The organism is Pedobacter ginsenosidimutans (assembly GCF_001442625.1).
Lineage (GTDB): Bacteria > Bacteroidota > Bacteroidia > Sphingobacteriales > Sphingobacteriaceae > Pedobacter > Pedobacter ginsenosidimutans.
Genome location: NZ_LMZQ01000026.1, coordinates 24,159 through 39,064 on the forward strand (window position 1 = coordinate 24,159; position 14,906 = coordinate 39,064).

Genomic DNA, 14,906 nt, shown 5'->3' on the forward strand with positions numbered 1-14,906 from the left:
TTATTTTATGTAAATTTTTAAGTCAAAGGGAGCAATTATACGAATAATATTGTTAACCAGTCTATGTTCAGCTATTCGTTTTTAAGTAAAAATAAGATGACTTTAATATCTTAATATCGATATGCCATTCATTAACAAATATTTGTAAAATTGTTGTTCCCTGTAATATTGAATATTAAACGATCTAATAAATAACGTATTGTTCAAAAGACAAAATTGAGCAAAACTTTTATAAATTTGGGTTGTTACGTAGACATTAAAAATATCATAAATAATAAAAAAATGGACGCTAAAGAAATAAGCTTAAACGAAAAAGAAGTTAAACCAGTTGTAGATCTTTTAAACGATTATTTGGCTAATTACCATATTCATTATCAAAAGTTAAGAGGTTGCCACTGGAATATTAAAGGGCAGAACTTTTTTACTTTACATGTTAAGTTTGAAGAATTATATACTAATGCACAATTAACCATTGATGAGATAGCTGAGCGTGTATTAACCTTGGGTAAAGCACCGCATAGCCGTTTCGCCGATTACATTAAAGAATCTAAAATTAAAGAGATTGATACCATTGGTTTAAAAGACCTTGATATGGTTGATGCCATTTTAGATGATATGGCTGCATTGATCGAATTGGAAAGAGAGCTTTTAGAAGCTACAGATGCGGCCGGAGATGATGGTTCTAACGATATGGTTAACCGTTTTATGCAGTTTAAAGAGAAAAATACCTGGATGTTGCGCTCTTTCGCAGGGAAGAAATAATATCAAGGTAAGTTAATAGCCTCATGTAAGTAGCTTTATTGTAAAATCTGCTTATATGAGGCTTTTTTGTTTCGGAGAAAATCTAATTATTTATCTTTGGGCATGGCATACAAAAGTTTAGCAGAATGTGTATCCGATCTCGAAAAGCACGGTCATTTAATCAGAATAAAAGAAGAAGTAGATCCCTATTTAGAAATGGCAGCCATCCATTTAAGGGTTTACGAAAATAAAGGACCGGCAATACTATTCGAAAAAGTTAAAGGAAGCCCTTTTCCTGCAGTTTCAAACTTGTTTGGGACATTAGAACGATCGAAGTTTATTTTCAGAGATACCTTGCCAAAGGTACAACAACTTGTATCGTTAAGGAATGATCCCATAAAAGCATTAAAAAATCCGTTTAAATATGCAGGTTCGGCAATGTCAGCATTATCGGCCTTGCCACTTAAAACACCTTCGGCAAAAAGCAAATTTTTAAAAACAAGTATCAGTCAGTTACCACAAATTGTAAACTGGCCTATGGATGGTGGTCCTTTTGTTACCATGCCGCAGGTTTATACTGAAGATATAGATAAACCAGGTGTTTTAAATGCAAACCTGGGCATGTATCGCATCCAATTGGGTGGGAACGATTATATTCAGGACCAGGAAATCGGATTGCACTATCAGATCCATAGGGGGATTGGGGTACACCAATCTAAGGCCAATGCATTAGGCCAACCCTTAAAAGTGAGTATTTTTGTCGGCGGACCACCATCACATCCTTTAGCAGCAGTGATGCCTTTACCAGAAGGATTATCCGAAATGACTTTTGCTGGTGCATTGGGCGATAGGCGTTTTCGTTATTTTTATGACGATGAAGGTTTTTGCATTTCTGCAGATGCCGATTTTATTATTACCGGAACGGTTTACCCAAATGAAAATAAACCAGAAGGGCCTTTTGGCGATCACCTGGGCTATTACAGTTTAACACATCCTTTTCCTTTGATGAAGGTGCACAATGTATATCATAAAAAGGATGCCATTTGGTCGTTTACGGTTGTTGGCCGTCCGCCACAGGAGGATACCAGTTTTGGGGCTTTGATCCATGAGATTACAGGCTCGGCCATACCACAGGAAATTCATGGTTTAAAAGAAGTTCATGCGGTTGATGCAGCTGGCGTTCACCCTTTACTTTTTGCCATCGGTAGTGAGCGTTATACGCCTTATTTAAAAGCGCGCAGACCTCAGGAAATATTAACCATAGCCAATCACATTTTAGGAAAAAACCAATTGAGTTTGGCTAAATATCTGTTTATTGCGGCTAAAGAAGATGATCCGCACTTAAGCACGCACCATATTGAAGCATTTCTTGCGCATATTTTAGAACGGATCGATTTAACGAGGGATGTTCATTTTTATACCAATACTACTATTGATACGCTTGATTATAGTGGTGATGGATTAAACAGCGGATCGAAGGTAGTAATTGCGGCAGCAGGGGATAAGCAGCGTGAACTTTGGAATAAGTTCCCTGAAGGACTGAAATTAAGCGATGGATTTTACCAACCAAAAATAGCCATTCCAGGGGTTTTAGTTTTAGGAAGTGACAAATATTTAAACCCGGAGAAAACAGCCGCAGAAATTGCTTTGTTGAATATGGCATTGATGGATCAGGATTTATCTGGCTTACCTTTAATTATATTGGCTGATGATGCAGAGTTTACGGCTACCAATATTGATAATCTGGTTTGGGTGGCCTTCACCAGAAGCAACCCGGCGGCTGATATATATGGCATTAACGACTTTACCATCAATAAACACTGGGGCTGTAAAGGTTCGTTGATTATTGATGCAAGGAAAAAGCCCCACCACGCACCTGAATTGATCAAAGATGAAGCGGTAGAGGCTAAGATTAATGAAATGGGTAAAGCGGGTGGTGCGCTTTTTGGAGCGGTTTGATTTAATGGGGAATAATAAATCGGACCATTATACCAATGGTCCGACTGATGTGCGCGTTTTATTGGGCCTAATGCACTTTAGCCTCTAAACTTTTAGAGTTTTACATCACTTGATTCTATAATTTCAATAAGTTTTGCTGTCTCATTAAAATTAACGCCTTTTAATGGATCAAAATCGTTGTACTTGTCAAAAGGAATTCCGGTAAGGTTTGCTATCTTTTGTAATGGTACTTGATATGTTTTAAACTTTCCAAAGCCATCTTCGCTAATTCCTTCTTTGCTTCTAAAATCGTCAATATTATCTGGTTGCTTCAATATATAACCACTTACCGAAGGTGTCCCATCTTTTTTGATTACTGTCGCGACTTTCCAAAACTGTAAGGGTAATAATACTCCTCTATACGGTATGTCTTCTTCTCCGAAAATTGGACCAGTAAACACAGAAGCTTTAACTTTTTCTATGCCAACATTCTCCAATATATAATTCTCTAAACTCAGCCAGGTTTTTTGGTTCAAGTCTTTATGCTGAGGTGTAGAGTTAGTAAAATGAAAGGTGTCATCGTTTGCAAAACTGTTATTTTCTCCCCACACAGGGTCAAGTCTCCTAACCATATGTCCCCTGTCAAGGTCGTTTTCTGCGTAAACTTTCGGGCCTGTTTGATATTTTTGATCCATTCTTGGATCTATTATCCATTTCGTATTCTCTCTTTTAATGGGTGCTAACCGGTTGCCATCAATATTTACGGCAGTTATTACGCATAACCTTCTGCTTTTATTTATCGCAATGGAGAAGTTAAAATAATGGAGTAAATTTTCATTATCTTTTGTTGGGTTTAAAATAGGTGCAAGTTTATCCGATTGTGATTTTAACAGATCTTGTATATCGATTTTAAAATTATTGGTGCTTACAAAATCTGCATCATATCCATTTCTGCTTTTGTAATTCTGATTATTTGCCTTTTCAATTGTAAATATTGCTTCCTCTTTATGATCATCAGTTGTAATTGGAGATGTTCCATTATTGAAAGTTGAATTATTTTTGCCAATACCAACAGATACTTCAATTGGTATTGTAAATGTTACCTTATTTTCCATATTTATATTATTGTTTTTTGTTTTTTCAACCATGGGGTTATTGTTCAATATTTTAGTTTCGGGTGAGGTATTTAGACTGTTAAAAATTTCCCTGACTAAATAATTTTCAGAATATTCATTTTTTAGATCGTTTAGGATGGCGCTCACCCTTATACCCTCGTTTGAAATCCAATCAATCAAACTATCGTCCATACCTTCACGGTAAATGCTTCCATCTTTGCATAAATAGTTTCCATCTCCATCTTTTTTGGGTACGCCACTATGGTGTAATGCTACCACTTGCCATTGATCATTAAATACTGGTGAACCGGATGAACCTTGAGCCGTATCTGTTGAATAGGTGATGAAATCACCTTCTTTGGCCACCACTTGGTTTTCTCTTATGGCGATCTGTTTGTATAAACCCGATGGATGCTGGATTATTGAAACATGTTCTGCCTTTAATACTTTATTTGGTTCTTCAAATAATTTTAAAAAACCGAAATCAACAAGTTTTTTATCACCCTTTTTCGAAGTAGGATTTACATAAACTATCGAAAAATCCAATTTTTCATTAGTATAGAAGAATTTTGTGGTATCCAATGTGAAAATATAACTTGTGCCCGGTTCATCAAACTGATCATATTGATAATTAAATTCTGCGAAACTGTTAACAGCATCTTCTTTTTTTGTAAAAACATGATTATTCGTAATCATTAGATTGGGAGAAATTAAAAAACCTGTTCCAAACCCCTCGTTTCCCCCCGAGATATTTTTTACATGGATCCTGCATACAGAGTTAGCTGCAATAAAGCCCAACTGTAAATAATTTATGCTCATTAAATCGTTTGTGCCGATGAGTCTTTCTTTCGCAATATCAAAAGGCTCATGCAGATTATATAGAATATGATCAATCCTTTCGGTGATATTTGCCTTTTCTGCTTCAATAGGGAATGTTTTTTTTAATTTCGCAATTTTATCGATATTCAGTTTTGAATAACGTTTCTCGGTTGCTTTTATAAAGTCAAAATTTGTTAGGTTCATAATGTTTTGCTTTTAGAGATTGGCTATGCTTGTAATAAGTTGAAATTTATTTGTTCAATTTCAAGCCCGATTTATTTTATAAATTATTATTCACTATCCTGTTTCCCAGGTGAGGGAGCTAACAAACCAGCTAATGCACCAATGGATAATGATGCCAAACTATTTATTATAGTAAATACCTGTTCTCCCATAACTTCCTTCTCATCTTTTATTAAAAGACCAATAACTACTATGAGCACAACCAAGCTTAATGCGGTAACCACTAGTCGATAAACCCAAATATCTTTTATGGGAGTGTCGAGTGATGCTATTCTTTTTAGTGTTGCCTTCGGATTAGCCTCAAATTCCTGTTTTAGTTCAGGTTTTTCATCGAGGTCTTTAATAAAAGATTCGACTTTGCCTAATGATAGTTTTGTCATGGTTTTAGTTTTTTTGGTTCTGATTAATTAACCCTTCATATTTTAATGTGGGGTTCAAAAAATGATCAGTTTTATACTGCCATCTTTCTTACCCAAAGCTATCAACGGAAGTATATCCAAATCAAGCGTGAAAACATGTGAATTTATACGCATGAAAAGCGCAACGGCCTACCGTAAAATCGCGGTATTTTAAAATAAATTGTGAAGATCGCGTTGAGGTGAAAAGTCGGTTTAGAAGCTTTTTGAGCTATATTTAAAGCTTGAAAGGAAGGTTTTAGCTCATAATACGTTAAATGGAAGCTTTCATGTTCGAATTAGGATGATGTATATTTAGTTACAAGTTATTTTATAAACCTCAAACTAAATTAAAAGCTATGGAACCTTTACCGTGTACTTTTGTAACAAAACAAGAAAGCAATTATCGTGAACAATGGTTTAATTATTATAAGTATCCTATACTTAATATCATTACATCGTTGCAAGAAGGAATGCAAGAAAACAACAGACTGGATTTTGAGAATATCCAAAGTGCTATTGAGTTTTTTAAGCTTCTGAAAGCGAATCTTAAAACTAAAGATGATGGTGTTAGGGTATATTTTGCCTCCCCATCTAGCGATGGAACTGTAACCCCGGGTAAATGTGGTTTACTTACACTCATTTTCGGAATAACTGAAGGTGCAGATAAAGTTGATAATAAAAATTACTACGCTTATAATGGAAAAACTTTTGATGTAGTCCCAGAAGATAAAGCAAGAATCTGGGTTCATAATTATCAAAATGTAAAGCGCTGTATTCTTTTCGAAACGCTATCGGAAAATGACCGGTTAAATGTTTGTAGGGAAACTAAGCATATATGGTTTAGTTTATTGCAGATAACCCAAACACTTCAGGAGATGGAAAGCCAAAGCGCAAAGCCCGGGGGGAAGGTAACGGGGTTTGGTATCCGTTTTGTGTCTTATACCAATCTAGCTTATTCATTTCCAAAACCAGTATCAGATGATGAAGAGAGAAAACAGCGATTAACTATTGCTTTTACCTTTATGAGTGAAAAAAAGGATATAGGGATAGAAGATATTGATCGCATTGAATTTGAACAAAGACTTGAGATAACTATGAATGGATTTCGTGGAGATACTTTTGATACCGGTGATCCTACCCCGCCGCCATCAAACGATAATAAGGCAGAACTTGATGTTTCAAATCAATAGTAAATACTTATTTTAGATACATATTTAAATTTATGTATCTCAAGTATTTATATCTCATTTCTTTAGTGATTTGCTCGATAGCTGGTCTTGCAATGATGTTAAAATTAACAAAGCAACTAAAAGTAGTTGCTTTGTTATGTGTTTATACTTTTCTACTCGAAATTAGTGTGTTTTTATTTAAACAAGAGATTGGTTATGAGGGTAGTACGCTACCTCAATATAATTTTTTTATTCTGGTAGAATTTATATTTTATGCCTATTTCTTTAAACAAATTGTCAGAAATGTTTACTTACTAAAGGTAATAAACTTATTCTTACTGATGTTCCCAGTTCTTTGGTATATATTTAGTTTTTACTGTTTTAATATACTACAATGGAGCAGCTATGCTTTTGTATTTGGCGGAACATTTATTATTTTCTTTGCACTTATTTATTGTTATGAAAAATTAACTTCGGACGAAACTACGTCACTTTTTAATGAAGGTGAATTCTGGATTGCTATAGGCTTAATTGTTTATTACACCTGCGTTGTACCCTATATGGGCATGTTCCATTATTTGACAGAAAACTACGAAAAATTAGCTGTTAAACTGAAAAGCTTGAATTTAATAACCAATATTATCATGTATTTACTGTTTGCTTATGCTTTTTTATGCAAAACGATCAAGACCAAGAAGTCCTATTTGTAATTATACCTAGTATTATTATCTTCTTTGCACTTAGTTGTGCCATAGTTTTTTTAATGCTGTATTTTCAGAAAAAGAAATTTCAGTATGCAAAAGAGAAAGGAGAATTAGAAAAGCAATATGGCGAACAGCTGCTTCAATCGCGCCTCGAAATGCAAGAGCAGACATTTGATACCATAAGCCAGGAAATACATGATAATGTTGGTCAGTTGCTAAGTTTAGCTAAATTACAGTTAAGCATTGTTGAACAAAATGAAGTTACAGATAAAACCTTAATTACCGATATTAAAAGCAACGTTGGTAATGCCCTTACCGACTTACGTGATATAGCCAAAAGCCTTAGTACTAGTCGTATTCAGGAACTTACTTTGTTGCAGGCTGTAGAACAGGAGTTACAACGTATTGCTAGGTCTGGCGTGATTAAATGCAGTGTTGAGGTAAGTGGTAATGAGCAACAAGTAGCAGAGCAGAAGAAAATAATCATCTTCCGGATTGTGCAGGAGAGCTTACAGAATATACTAAAGCATGCAGAAGCTAGCATTATAAATGTTGAATTTGACTTTCTAACTGAGCAACTGAAAATAACCATTGACGACAACGGAATTGGATTTAGTGCAGATGAAAAGGTAAAGGTTGAAACTGGGCTTGGACTTCAGAATATTGTAAAACGTTCGGCACTTATAATGGGGAAGGCCACAATTAACAGTACAATAAATAATGGAACCAAAATCACACTAATCATCCCTTATGTCTGATGTTAAATATATAGCACTTGTTGATGATCATGTTCTTTTCAGAAAAGGACTTGCAGCACTGATCAGCTATTTTCCTGCTTACGAAATTTTATTTGAGGCAGCCAATGGAAAAGATTTTATCAGGCAGTTAAAAATATATAACGCACCTGATATTGTACTGCTTGATATAAATATGCCTGAAATGGATGGCTATAGTACCGCTTCCTGGTTACGGATAAATTATCCGGAAGTAAATGTACTTGCTTTGAGTACAATGGATGCCGAAACTGCCATTATTAAAATGATAACCAATGGAGCTAAGGGATATGTGCTAAAAGATGCCGAACCTGAGGAATTAAAACGTGCTTTTGATGAAGTAATCAGCAAAGGATATTTCTACAATGATTTGGTTACTAGAAAGGTAATGCAATCATTAAGTGCCTTGTCATCTGGCTCAAAAATATCCGATTTTGTAAAATTAACAGAGCGGGAGATGGAATTTTTGAAATATACCTGTACTGAAAAAACTTATAATGAAATTGCAGCTGAAATGTTTGTAAGCCCGCGTACAATTGATGGTTACAGAAATTCTTTATGTGAAAAACTACAATTAAAAAGCCGTACCGGATTGGCACTTTATGCGGTTAAAAATGGTATAGTTAAAATTTAAGTTTTTTTGTAATCAGATTACAAAAAATTACAATACTTCTTTATTAATCAACAAAAAAGGCTTCGATAAATTTACCGAAGCCTTTTGTAAAATATGCGAATGTTTAACGCTTAAAATCTTACCCCAAAGGTTAAGAATACGTTGTTTCTATTGCTTTTAACATCTGCAACAGGCTCACTGTAATCATCTAACAAATACGGACTTGAACTGAAGTTTGTTTTGTAGTTCTGATACGCTACATCGAAATAATAGTTATCTACACGGTATCCAATTCCACCAGTATAATATTGACCTTGGTAAAATTTATTGTCGCCACCTTTAACACCATTTCCGTTTACTCCATAACCACCACGTAAACTAATTTCGTTAGTCACTTTTACTTCCGCACCAACTCTGTAGTTAACCGCTTCTTTATAAGATTCTTTAATAAAAGCATTATTGCTATTGATTGTTGAAAGATCAGAACCATTAGAATCAGAAAAACGCATAGAGGCATAATCTACATAATCAACATCAGCTGAGATTAATGCTGTACCAGCAATTACATAACTGATACCTGCAGATGCTTTTAACGGTGTACGCAGGTTATAACTGAAAGTATAATATTGTGTCGGGTTACTTGATTTAGTTGGTCCAGTAGTAGCATTTCCAGCAGTGGTAGCCTGCAAAGTCTCACTGGTATTGTCTTCAATATTCATCCAGGTTGGTGTTTGGAAATTCAAACCGATCCTTAACTCACTCACTGGTCTGAAAATAGCACCCAGTTTTAAATTAAAACCACCGCCTTTAGTCTCCTGGTTTCTAAAGTGGGTAAGGCTGTAATTTTCGTTTCCGTTATATGTTGGTATGGCGTCACCATCATTATATGAGTTAACAATGCCAGATTCCGTAAAAGTAGCATCGCTGGTGTATTTTACATTAACAAAACTGGCTGTTGCACCAATATACACCTTGTTGCCAAAATTAAGGGCGCCTGCTACGTTAAATTCAGAAGTGGAACCTAAACGTGCTTCGTCCCAGTTTTGTTTAAAATTAGCATTGTTATAGGGTTCTGCTGAAAATTGATTCGGAAAAGTAGGTGTATTTTTATTAATTAGAAAACTCTTATAAGCATCTCCAGCAATACTATTATTAATACCATAATTGTTCGCCTGATCCACGTAAGAATCTCTAATCGAGCTGTTTGTATTAGTTCCGTTATAGTTGATGTTATTTAAGAAATCGTTGTTTCTGGTATAGCTTAAGCCGAATACAGTACTAACCAATCCTTTATCTACATCAGATCCTTTCATTTTAGCAGTTGGACTGTAAAATACAACACCAATGTTATTCAGGTTAATCTGGTTTTTATCAGCTTTGGTATTGTTGCCCAGGTATGCACTATTGTTTGATACAGAATTAAATTCAGGGGTTAAACTAAACTCAGATTTGGTAAATAACCCCAATCCGGCAGGGTTCGCGTTAATTGAACCAATATCACCTCCAACTCCGATTTGCGCACCGCCCATTCCCTTAAATCTTGCAGAACTACCATAATTGGTTTGAGAAAAGCGGAATGCATCAGGCGCGTAACTTTGGGCGTAGGTTGTTCCCATAGCAGCTACTGTAGCTACTAGTGATGCTAAAATATATTTTTTCATGTTGTGTGTTTAAATTTAAATTAACCTCTTCCTGCTCTTGATGGTCTTGAACCGCCACCACCACCGCCACCAGTTGAACCACCGCCGCCACCGCCATTTGATGGTGGAGGTGAATAACTAGGTCTGCTTTCGGTTCTACTTGGTTGTTGAGGAGTGTAATTCTCATTTCTAGTAGGTCTGCTGCTTTGTGTGCCCTGAGGTGAGTAATTATCATTTCTGGTTGGTCTGCCAGCTTGTGAGCCCTGAGGTTGTGTATAGCTGCCATTACCTTGGTTTCTGCTTGGTCTTCCAGCATTAATATTTGGAGCATAACCTACACCATTTGTAACACCCGATCTGCTCGGTCTGCCGGCATTTCCGGCATTGCCGTTTCCATATCTTGGTGTGCCTCTATCATCACTTCCGGGTCTTGGTCTGTTATAACCTCTATTGGTATACACACCGCCACCATAGTATCCGCCGCCAATACCCCAGCCACCGCCGTAATATCCGCCGCCCCAACCGAAACGATCGTAGTAAGAATTAGGACCCCATGAGTTCCAGCCCCAAGGATTGTTCCATCCGTAGCCAAAATTACCGTAATAGAAGGGATTGCTCCAGATGCTGCCATAACCAAAGCTACCGCCCCAGCCACCTAAACCGTATCCGCTGTTCCAGCCCAGGCCATAACCCAAGTAGTTTGAGGGGCCATAACTGCTTCCGTAGTAATAATTATCAAAATAAGGATCATAGTAGCCTTGAAAGCTGTAACCATTGTAAAAACGGTTTATTCTAGATGAGTAATCCATATCGTAATAAGGATTACTGGTTCCGTAATATTCATCATATTCTTCCTGTCCTTGAGCCTGATATTGCTGGCCTTGTCGGTTCTGAGGCTGAGGTGCTATTTCAACCTCCCTGGCTTTTGCCACAGAATTATAAACATCATCAGCTGGCTTAGTTTGAGCCAGTTTTGATGTAGCGCATGATGCCACCAACCCTGCAGCGGCAATCATAACAATGGGTAAAAATTTAATTGGTTTCATTGTGTTTATATTTAGTTGTGTGTGTTCACGAATGTAATAAACAAGTTCCAAAAGTAGTTAATTCCTAACTATTTACTTAGTCTAAAAATGTTAAATCACAATTGATGTCAATTGTTGATCGTTTGTAGGCATAAATTTATAAATTTGCGATCGGATTTTACACTTTTTAACATACAAATTACGTTCCAAATACATAAGATGAGCAAAGAAATTACAAGTAGAGAAGCAGATTATTCCCAATGGTATAATGATATTGTGTTAAAAGCAGATTTAGCAGAGCATTCTGCTGTGCGTGGTTGTATGGTTATAAAGCCAAATGGCTATGCTATATGGGAAAAAATGCAGGCTGTTTTAGATAAAATGTTTAAGGATACAGGCCATCAAAATGCCTATTTTCCATTATTCATCCCAAAGTCATTTTTCTCTAAGGAAGCTTCTCACGTTGAGGGCTTTGCGACAGAATGTGCAGTAGTAACACATTACCGGTTAAAAAATGACGGTAATGGAAATATTGTTGTAGATGAAACAGCCAAATTAGAGGAGGAATTAATTGTTCGCCCTACATCGGAAACCATTATTTGGAATACCTATAAAGGATGGATCCAATCGTACCGTGATTTGCCAATATTGATCAATCAATGGGCGAATGTGGTAAGATGGGAAATGCGTACCAGGTTGTTTCTACGTACAGCCGAATTTTTGTGGCAGGAGGGCCATACCGCACATGCTACAGCAGAGGAGGCAATTGAGGAAACAGAACGTATGTTGCATATTTACGCCGATTTTGCCGAAAACTGGTTGGCAGTTCCGGTAATCAGAGGCCGTAAATCGCCAAATGAGCGCTTTGCGGGGGCTTTAGATACTTATTGTATTGAGGCCTTAATGCAGGATGGTAAAGCTTTACAAGCAGGTACATCCCACTTTTTAGGGCAGAATTTTGCTAAAGCTTTCGATGTTAAGTTTACCGGTAAAGATGGGAAATTAGACCATGTATGGGCTACTTCATGGGGTGTTTCTACACGTTTAATGGGTGCTTTGATTATGGCGCACAGTGATGATTCCGGATTGATTATTCCACCAAAATTAGCGCCAATACAAGTGGTAATTGTTCCGATTTATAAAGGTGATGAGGATCTGGCGAGAATTTCTTCATACGTTAATGAATTAACCATGCGTTTAAAAGGTTTAGGCGTTTCGGTGAAATATGATGACAGGGATACACAGCGCCCTGGATTTAAGTTCGCTGATTATGAGTTGAAAGGTGTGCCGATCCGTATTGCTATTGGTGGTCGCGATTTAGAAAATAAAACAGTAGAAATTGCCCGTAGAGATACCAAGGTGAAACAAACTGTACCTCAGGAAGGATTGGATATTTACATCATCAAACTATTGGAAGATATTCAGCAAAGTATGTTCAACAAAGCTTTGGCTTATCGCGATGAGCATATTACTGAAGCCAACAGTTACGATGAGTTTCATGAGTTGTTAGATACCAAAGCTGGTTTTATTTCAGCGCATTGGGATGGAACACCGGAAACTGAGCAAAAGATAAAAGAAGAAACAAAAGCAACCATTCGTTGTATTCCTTTAGATAATAAATTAGAAGATGGTGTTTGTATTTATTCAGGAAAACCATCTACGCAAAGAGTGCTGTTTGCAAGAGCGTATTAATTAGATGTGAGATATGAGATTTGAGACATGAGATCTGAGCGGAAATGCAAATCTCAAATCTAGTGTCTCAAATCTCATGTCTAGTATCTCAAAACTAAAAAAAAATGAAATTCGCAACTAAAGCTATACATGCAGGTCAAGAGCCTGATCCAACAACAGGTGCTGTAATGACACCGATATATCAAACCTCTACCTATTGGCAGAAATCTCCCGGAGACAATAAAGGCTACGAGTATTCGAGGGGAACAAACCCAACGCGTAAAGCTTTGGAAGATTGTTTAGCTGCTTTAGAAAATGCCAAATATGGTCTGGCTTTTTCGAGCGGAATGGGGGCAACAGATGCCGTATTGAAATTATTACAGCCTGGTGATGAAGTGATTACCGGAAATGATTTATATGGTGGTTCATACCGGATCTTTACCAAAATATTCACTAAATACGGAATCAAGTTTCATTTTCTGGATCTTTCTAAACCAGAGAATATATTGCCCTACATCAATGATAAAACCAAATTGGTTTGGATAGAAACACCTACTAATCCCACCATGCAGATTATCGATATTGAAGGTGTAGCAAAAATCACGAAGGAGAAAAATTTAATCCTTACGGTTGACAATACATTTGCATCTCCCTATTTACAAAACCCGATTGATCTGGGCGCTGATATTGTGATGCACTCGGTAACCAAATACATTGGTGGTCACTCTGATGTAGTAATGGGTGCTTTGGTGACGAATGATGAGCAATTGTATAAAGACCTTTGGTTTATTTATAATGCCTGTGGTGCAACACCGGGGCCGCAAGATGCTTTTTTAGTATTGAGGGGGATAAAAACGCTTCACCTTCGGATGAAAGCACATTGCGAAAATGGAGAACGTATTGCACATTATTTAAAAACACATCCAAAGGTTGATAAAATTTATTGGCCGGGTTTTGAAGATCACCCTAATCATGATGTGGCTAAAAAACAAATGCGTGGATTTGGCGGTATGATTTCAATTACCTTAAAAGGTGCTGATCTTGAAGAAACTTTTAGAATCTCTTCTAATTTTAAAGTATTCACATTGGCTGAATCATTAGGTGGGGTAGAATCACTGATTAACCATCCTGCAACGATGACACACGGCTCTATCCCGAAAGAAGAAAGAGAGAAAGTAGGTGTTACCGATAACTTGCTCCGTTTAAGTGTTGGAGTAGAAGATATCGACGATCTTTTAGAGGATTTAGCGAATGCATTAGCATAATATTTCGAGCGGGCAGATAAAATATTTGCCCGTTTTTTGTAAAGCAAGTCCTATTCTAAAATTAATGGTAGCCCGGCTTTACACTAAATCTTTTTTGTTTAGGCATCTGCTTCATTAAGTTAGTGAAAACAAAAAAGGATACCGTTTCAATCCGGTTTAAATGGCAACAATTGTGCTGCTATTTACGTCTAATAAAAAGCTAACGATGCAATTTCTTGAGTTAAAGAATTTTCTGGATAGTAAGGTTGAACAATACAATCAGCCAAATTTTATAGCAAACGACCCAGTTTGTATTCCGCATCTTTTCGAAAAAAAACAGGATATAGAAATTGCCGGCTTTTTTGCTGCGGTTTTAGCCTGGGGCCAGCGAAAAACAATTATTAATAAATGTAAGGAACTGTTGGGCCGTATGGATAATGCGCCTTATGATTTTGTTGTTAATCATACCGATAACGATTTAAAACGCTTGCTGAACTTTAAACACCGCACGTTTAACGATACCGACTTACTTTATTTTATTTCGTTTTTCAAGCAGCATTATCAAAAATATGATAGTTTAGAGCGGGCATTTGTACCTAGGCAAGATGTCTTTCGGGCTGATTATTTAGAAGTTTCATCCGTAAAACCGGAGATAACATATACCTCGGAAGTGTGTTATGCTGCTGAGCTTAACTTTTCAATAGAGCGGGCATTGAACCATTTCAGACAGTATTTTTTTTCCTTAGAAGATTTTCCTCACCGCACGAAGAAACATATCTCCTCGCCAAAGCAAAAATCTACCTGTAAACGTTT

General features: G+C 36.6%; 13 protein-coding genes. 9 read left to right on the forward strand and 4 right to left on the reverse strand.

Annotation, left to right across the window (positions count from 1 at the left end):
• Positions 1 to 282: 282 nt before the first annotated feature.
• Together ASU31_RS21305 and ASU31_RS21310 are read left to right on the forward strand one after the other, a co-directional pair.
• Positions 283 to 762, forward strand: a complete 480-nt coding sequence (locus tag ASU31_RS21305) for a Dps family protein (protein WP_057934298.1) — start codon at positions 283 to 285, stop codon at positions 760 to 762.
• Positions 763 to 864: 102 nt separating this feature from the next.
• Positions 865 to 2,700 carry a UbiD family decarboxylase gene (locus ASU31_RS21310; protein WP_057934286.1) on the forward strand — a complete coding sequence of 612 codons (1,836 nt, stop codon included), beginning with the start codon at positions 865 to 867 and terminating at the stop codon, positions 2,698 to 2,700.
• A 92-nt stretch (positions 2,701 to 2,792) separates the two neighbouring features.
• Here ASU31_RS21310 and ASU31_RS21315 read toward each other — a convergent pair whose 3' ends face one another.
• Together ASU31_RS21315 and ASU31_RS21320 are read right to left on the reverse strand one after the other, a co-directional pair.
• Positions 2,793 to 4,817 (reverse strand): DNA/RNA non-specific endonuclease, encoded by a 2,025-nt coding sequence (locus ASU31_RS21315; protein ID WP_057934287.1) that lies wholly within the window; start codon positions 4,815 to 4,817, stop codon positions 2,793 to 2,795.
• Positions 4,818 to 4,903: 86 nt separating this feature from the next.
• Complete coding sequence (locus ASU31_RS21320; protein ID WP_057934288.1) at positions 4,904 to 5,236, reverse strand: hypothetical protein; 333 nt, start codon at positions 5,234 to 5,236, stop codon at positions 4,904 to 4,906.
• A 374-nt stretch (positions 5,237 to 5,610) separates the two neighbouring features.
• On the opposite strand from ASU31_RS21320, the gene ASU31_RS21325 reads away from it, so the two are divergent.
• The 4 genes from ASU31_RS21325 (at position 5,611) to ASU31_RS21340 (ending at position 8,534) form a co-directional block, all read left to right on the forward strand.
• Positions 5,611 to 6,444: a hypothetical protein gene (locus ASU31_RS21325; RefSeq protein ID WP_057934289.1), complete on the forward strand. Its 834-nt coding sequence runs from the start codon at positions 5,611 to 5,613 to the stop codon at positions 6,442 to 6,444.
• Between the two features lie 92 nt (positions 6,445 to 6,536).
• Positions 6,537 to 7,133, forward strand: a complete 597-nt coding sequence (locus tag ASU31_RS21330) for a hypothetical protein (protein ID WP_157258177.1) — start codon at positions 6,537 to 6,539, stop codon at positions 7,131 to 7,133.
• Positions 7,134 to 7,186: 53 nt separating this feature from the next.
• The gene (locus tag ASU31_RS21335) at positions 7,187 to 7,885 is read left to right on the forward strand and encodes a sensor histidine kinase (protein WP_167346224.1); all 699 of its coding nucleotides are present in this window, start codon (positions 7,187 to 7,189) and stop codon (positions 7,883 to 7,885) included.
• On the forward strand, positions 7,878 to 8,534 hold the full coding sequence (locus tag ASU31_RS21340; protein WP_057934292.1) for a response regulator: 657 nt from the start codon (positions 7,878 to 7,880) through the stop codon (positions 8,532 to 8,534). The genes ASU31_RS21335 and ASU31_RS21340 overlap by 8 nt, the downstream gene beginning before the upstream one ends.
• A 110-nt stretch (positions 8,535 to 8,644) precedes the next feature.
• On the opposite strand, the gene ASU31_RS21345 is transcribed toward ASU31_RS21340, so the two are convergent.
• Complete coding sequence (locus ASU31_RS21345; RefSeq protein ID WP_057934293.1) at positions 8,645 to 10,174, reverse strand: OmpP1/FadL family transporter; 1,530 nt, start codon at positions 10,172 to 10,174, stop codon at positions 8,645 to 8,647.
• Between the two features lie 20 nt (positions 10,175 to 10,194).
• Positions 10,195 to 11,199 (reverse strand): hypothetical protein, encoded by a 1,005-nt coding sequence (locus ASU31_RS21350; RefSeq protein ID WP_057934294.1) that lies wholly within the window; start codon positions 11,197 to 11,199, stop codon positions 10,195 to 10,197.
• 198 nt (positions 11,200 to 11,397) lie between these two features.
• On the opposite strand from ASU31_RS21350, the gene proS reads away from it, so the two are divergent.
• From proS to ASU31_RS21365, 3 genes are all read left to right on the forward strand, one after another.
• On the forward strand, positions 11,398 to 12,870 hold the full coding sequence (gene proS, locus ASU31_RS21355; RefSeq protein ID WP_057934295.1) for a proline--tRNA ligase: 1,473 nt from the start codon (positions 11,398 to 11,400) through the stop codon (positions 12,868 to 12,870).
• 104 nt (positions 12,871 to 12,974) lie between these two features.
• Positions 12,975 to 14,114, forward strand: a complete 1,140-nt coding sequence (locus ASU31_RS21360) for a cystathionine gamma-synthase (RefSeq protein WP_057934296.1) — start codon at positions 12,975 to 12,977, stop codon at positions 14,112 to 14,114.
• Positions 14,115 to 14,319: 205 nt separating this feature from the next.
• Positions 14,320 to 14,906 (forward strand): DUF2400 family protein (locus tag ASU31_RS21365; protein ID WP_057934297.1); only part of this gene is annotated, 587 nt, incomplete at its 3' end.

Coding starts and splice junctions, on each gene's coding strand:
- ASU31_RS21305 (WP_057934298.1), top strand. CDS start 283: ATGGACGCTAAAGAAATAAGCTTAAACGAAAAAGAAGTTAAACCAGTT.
- ASU31_RS21310 (WP_057934286.1), top strand. CDS start 865: ATGGCATACAAAAGTTTAGCAGAATGTGTATCCGATCTCGAAAAGCAC.
- ASU31_RS21315 (WP_057934287.1), bottom strand. CDS start 4,817: ATGAACCTAACAAATTTTGACTTTATAAAAGCAACCGAGAAACGTTAT.
- ASU31_RS21320 (WP_057934288.1), bottom strand. CDS start 5,236: ATGACAAAACTATCATTAGGCAAAGTCGAATCTTTTATTAAAGACCTC.
- ASU31_RS21325 (WP_057934289.1), top strand. CDS start 5,611: ATGGAACCTTTACCGTGTACTTTTGTAACAAAACAAGAAAGCAATTAT.
- ASU31_RS21330 (WP_157258177.1), top strand. CDS start 6,537: ATGATGTTAAAATTAACAAAGCAACTAAAAGTAGTTGCTTTGTTATGT.
- ASU31_RS21335 (WP_167346224.1), top strand. CDS start 7,187: ATGCTGTATTTTCAGAAAAAGAAATTTCAGTATGCAAAAGAGAAAGGA.
- ASU31_RS21340 (WP_057934292.1), top strand. CDS start 7,878: ATGTCTGATGTTAAATATATAGCACTTGTTGATGATCATGTTCTTTTC.
- ASU31_RS21345 (WP_057934293.1), bottom strand. CDS start 10,174: ATGAAAAAATATATTTTAGCATCACTAGTAGCTACAGTAGCTGCTATG.
- ASU31_RS21350 (WP_057934294.1), bottom strand. CDS start 11,199: ATGAAACCAATTAAATTTTTACCCATTGTTATGATTGCCGCTGCAGGG.
- proS (WP_057934295.1), top strand. CDS start 11,398: ATGAGCAAAGAAATTACAAGTAGAGAAGCAGATTATTCCCAATGGTAT.
- ASU31_RS21360 (WP_057934296.1), top strand. CDS start 12,975: ATGAAATTCGCAACTAAAGCTATACATGCAGGTCAAGAGCCTGATCCA.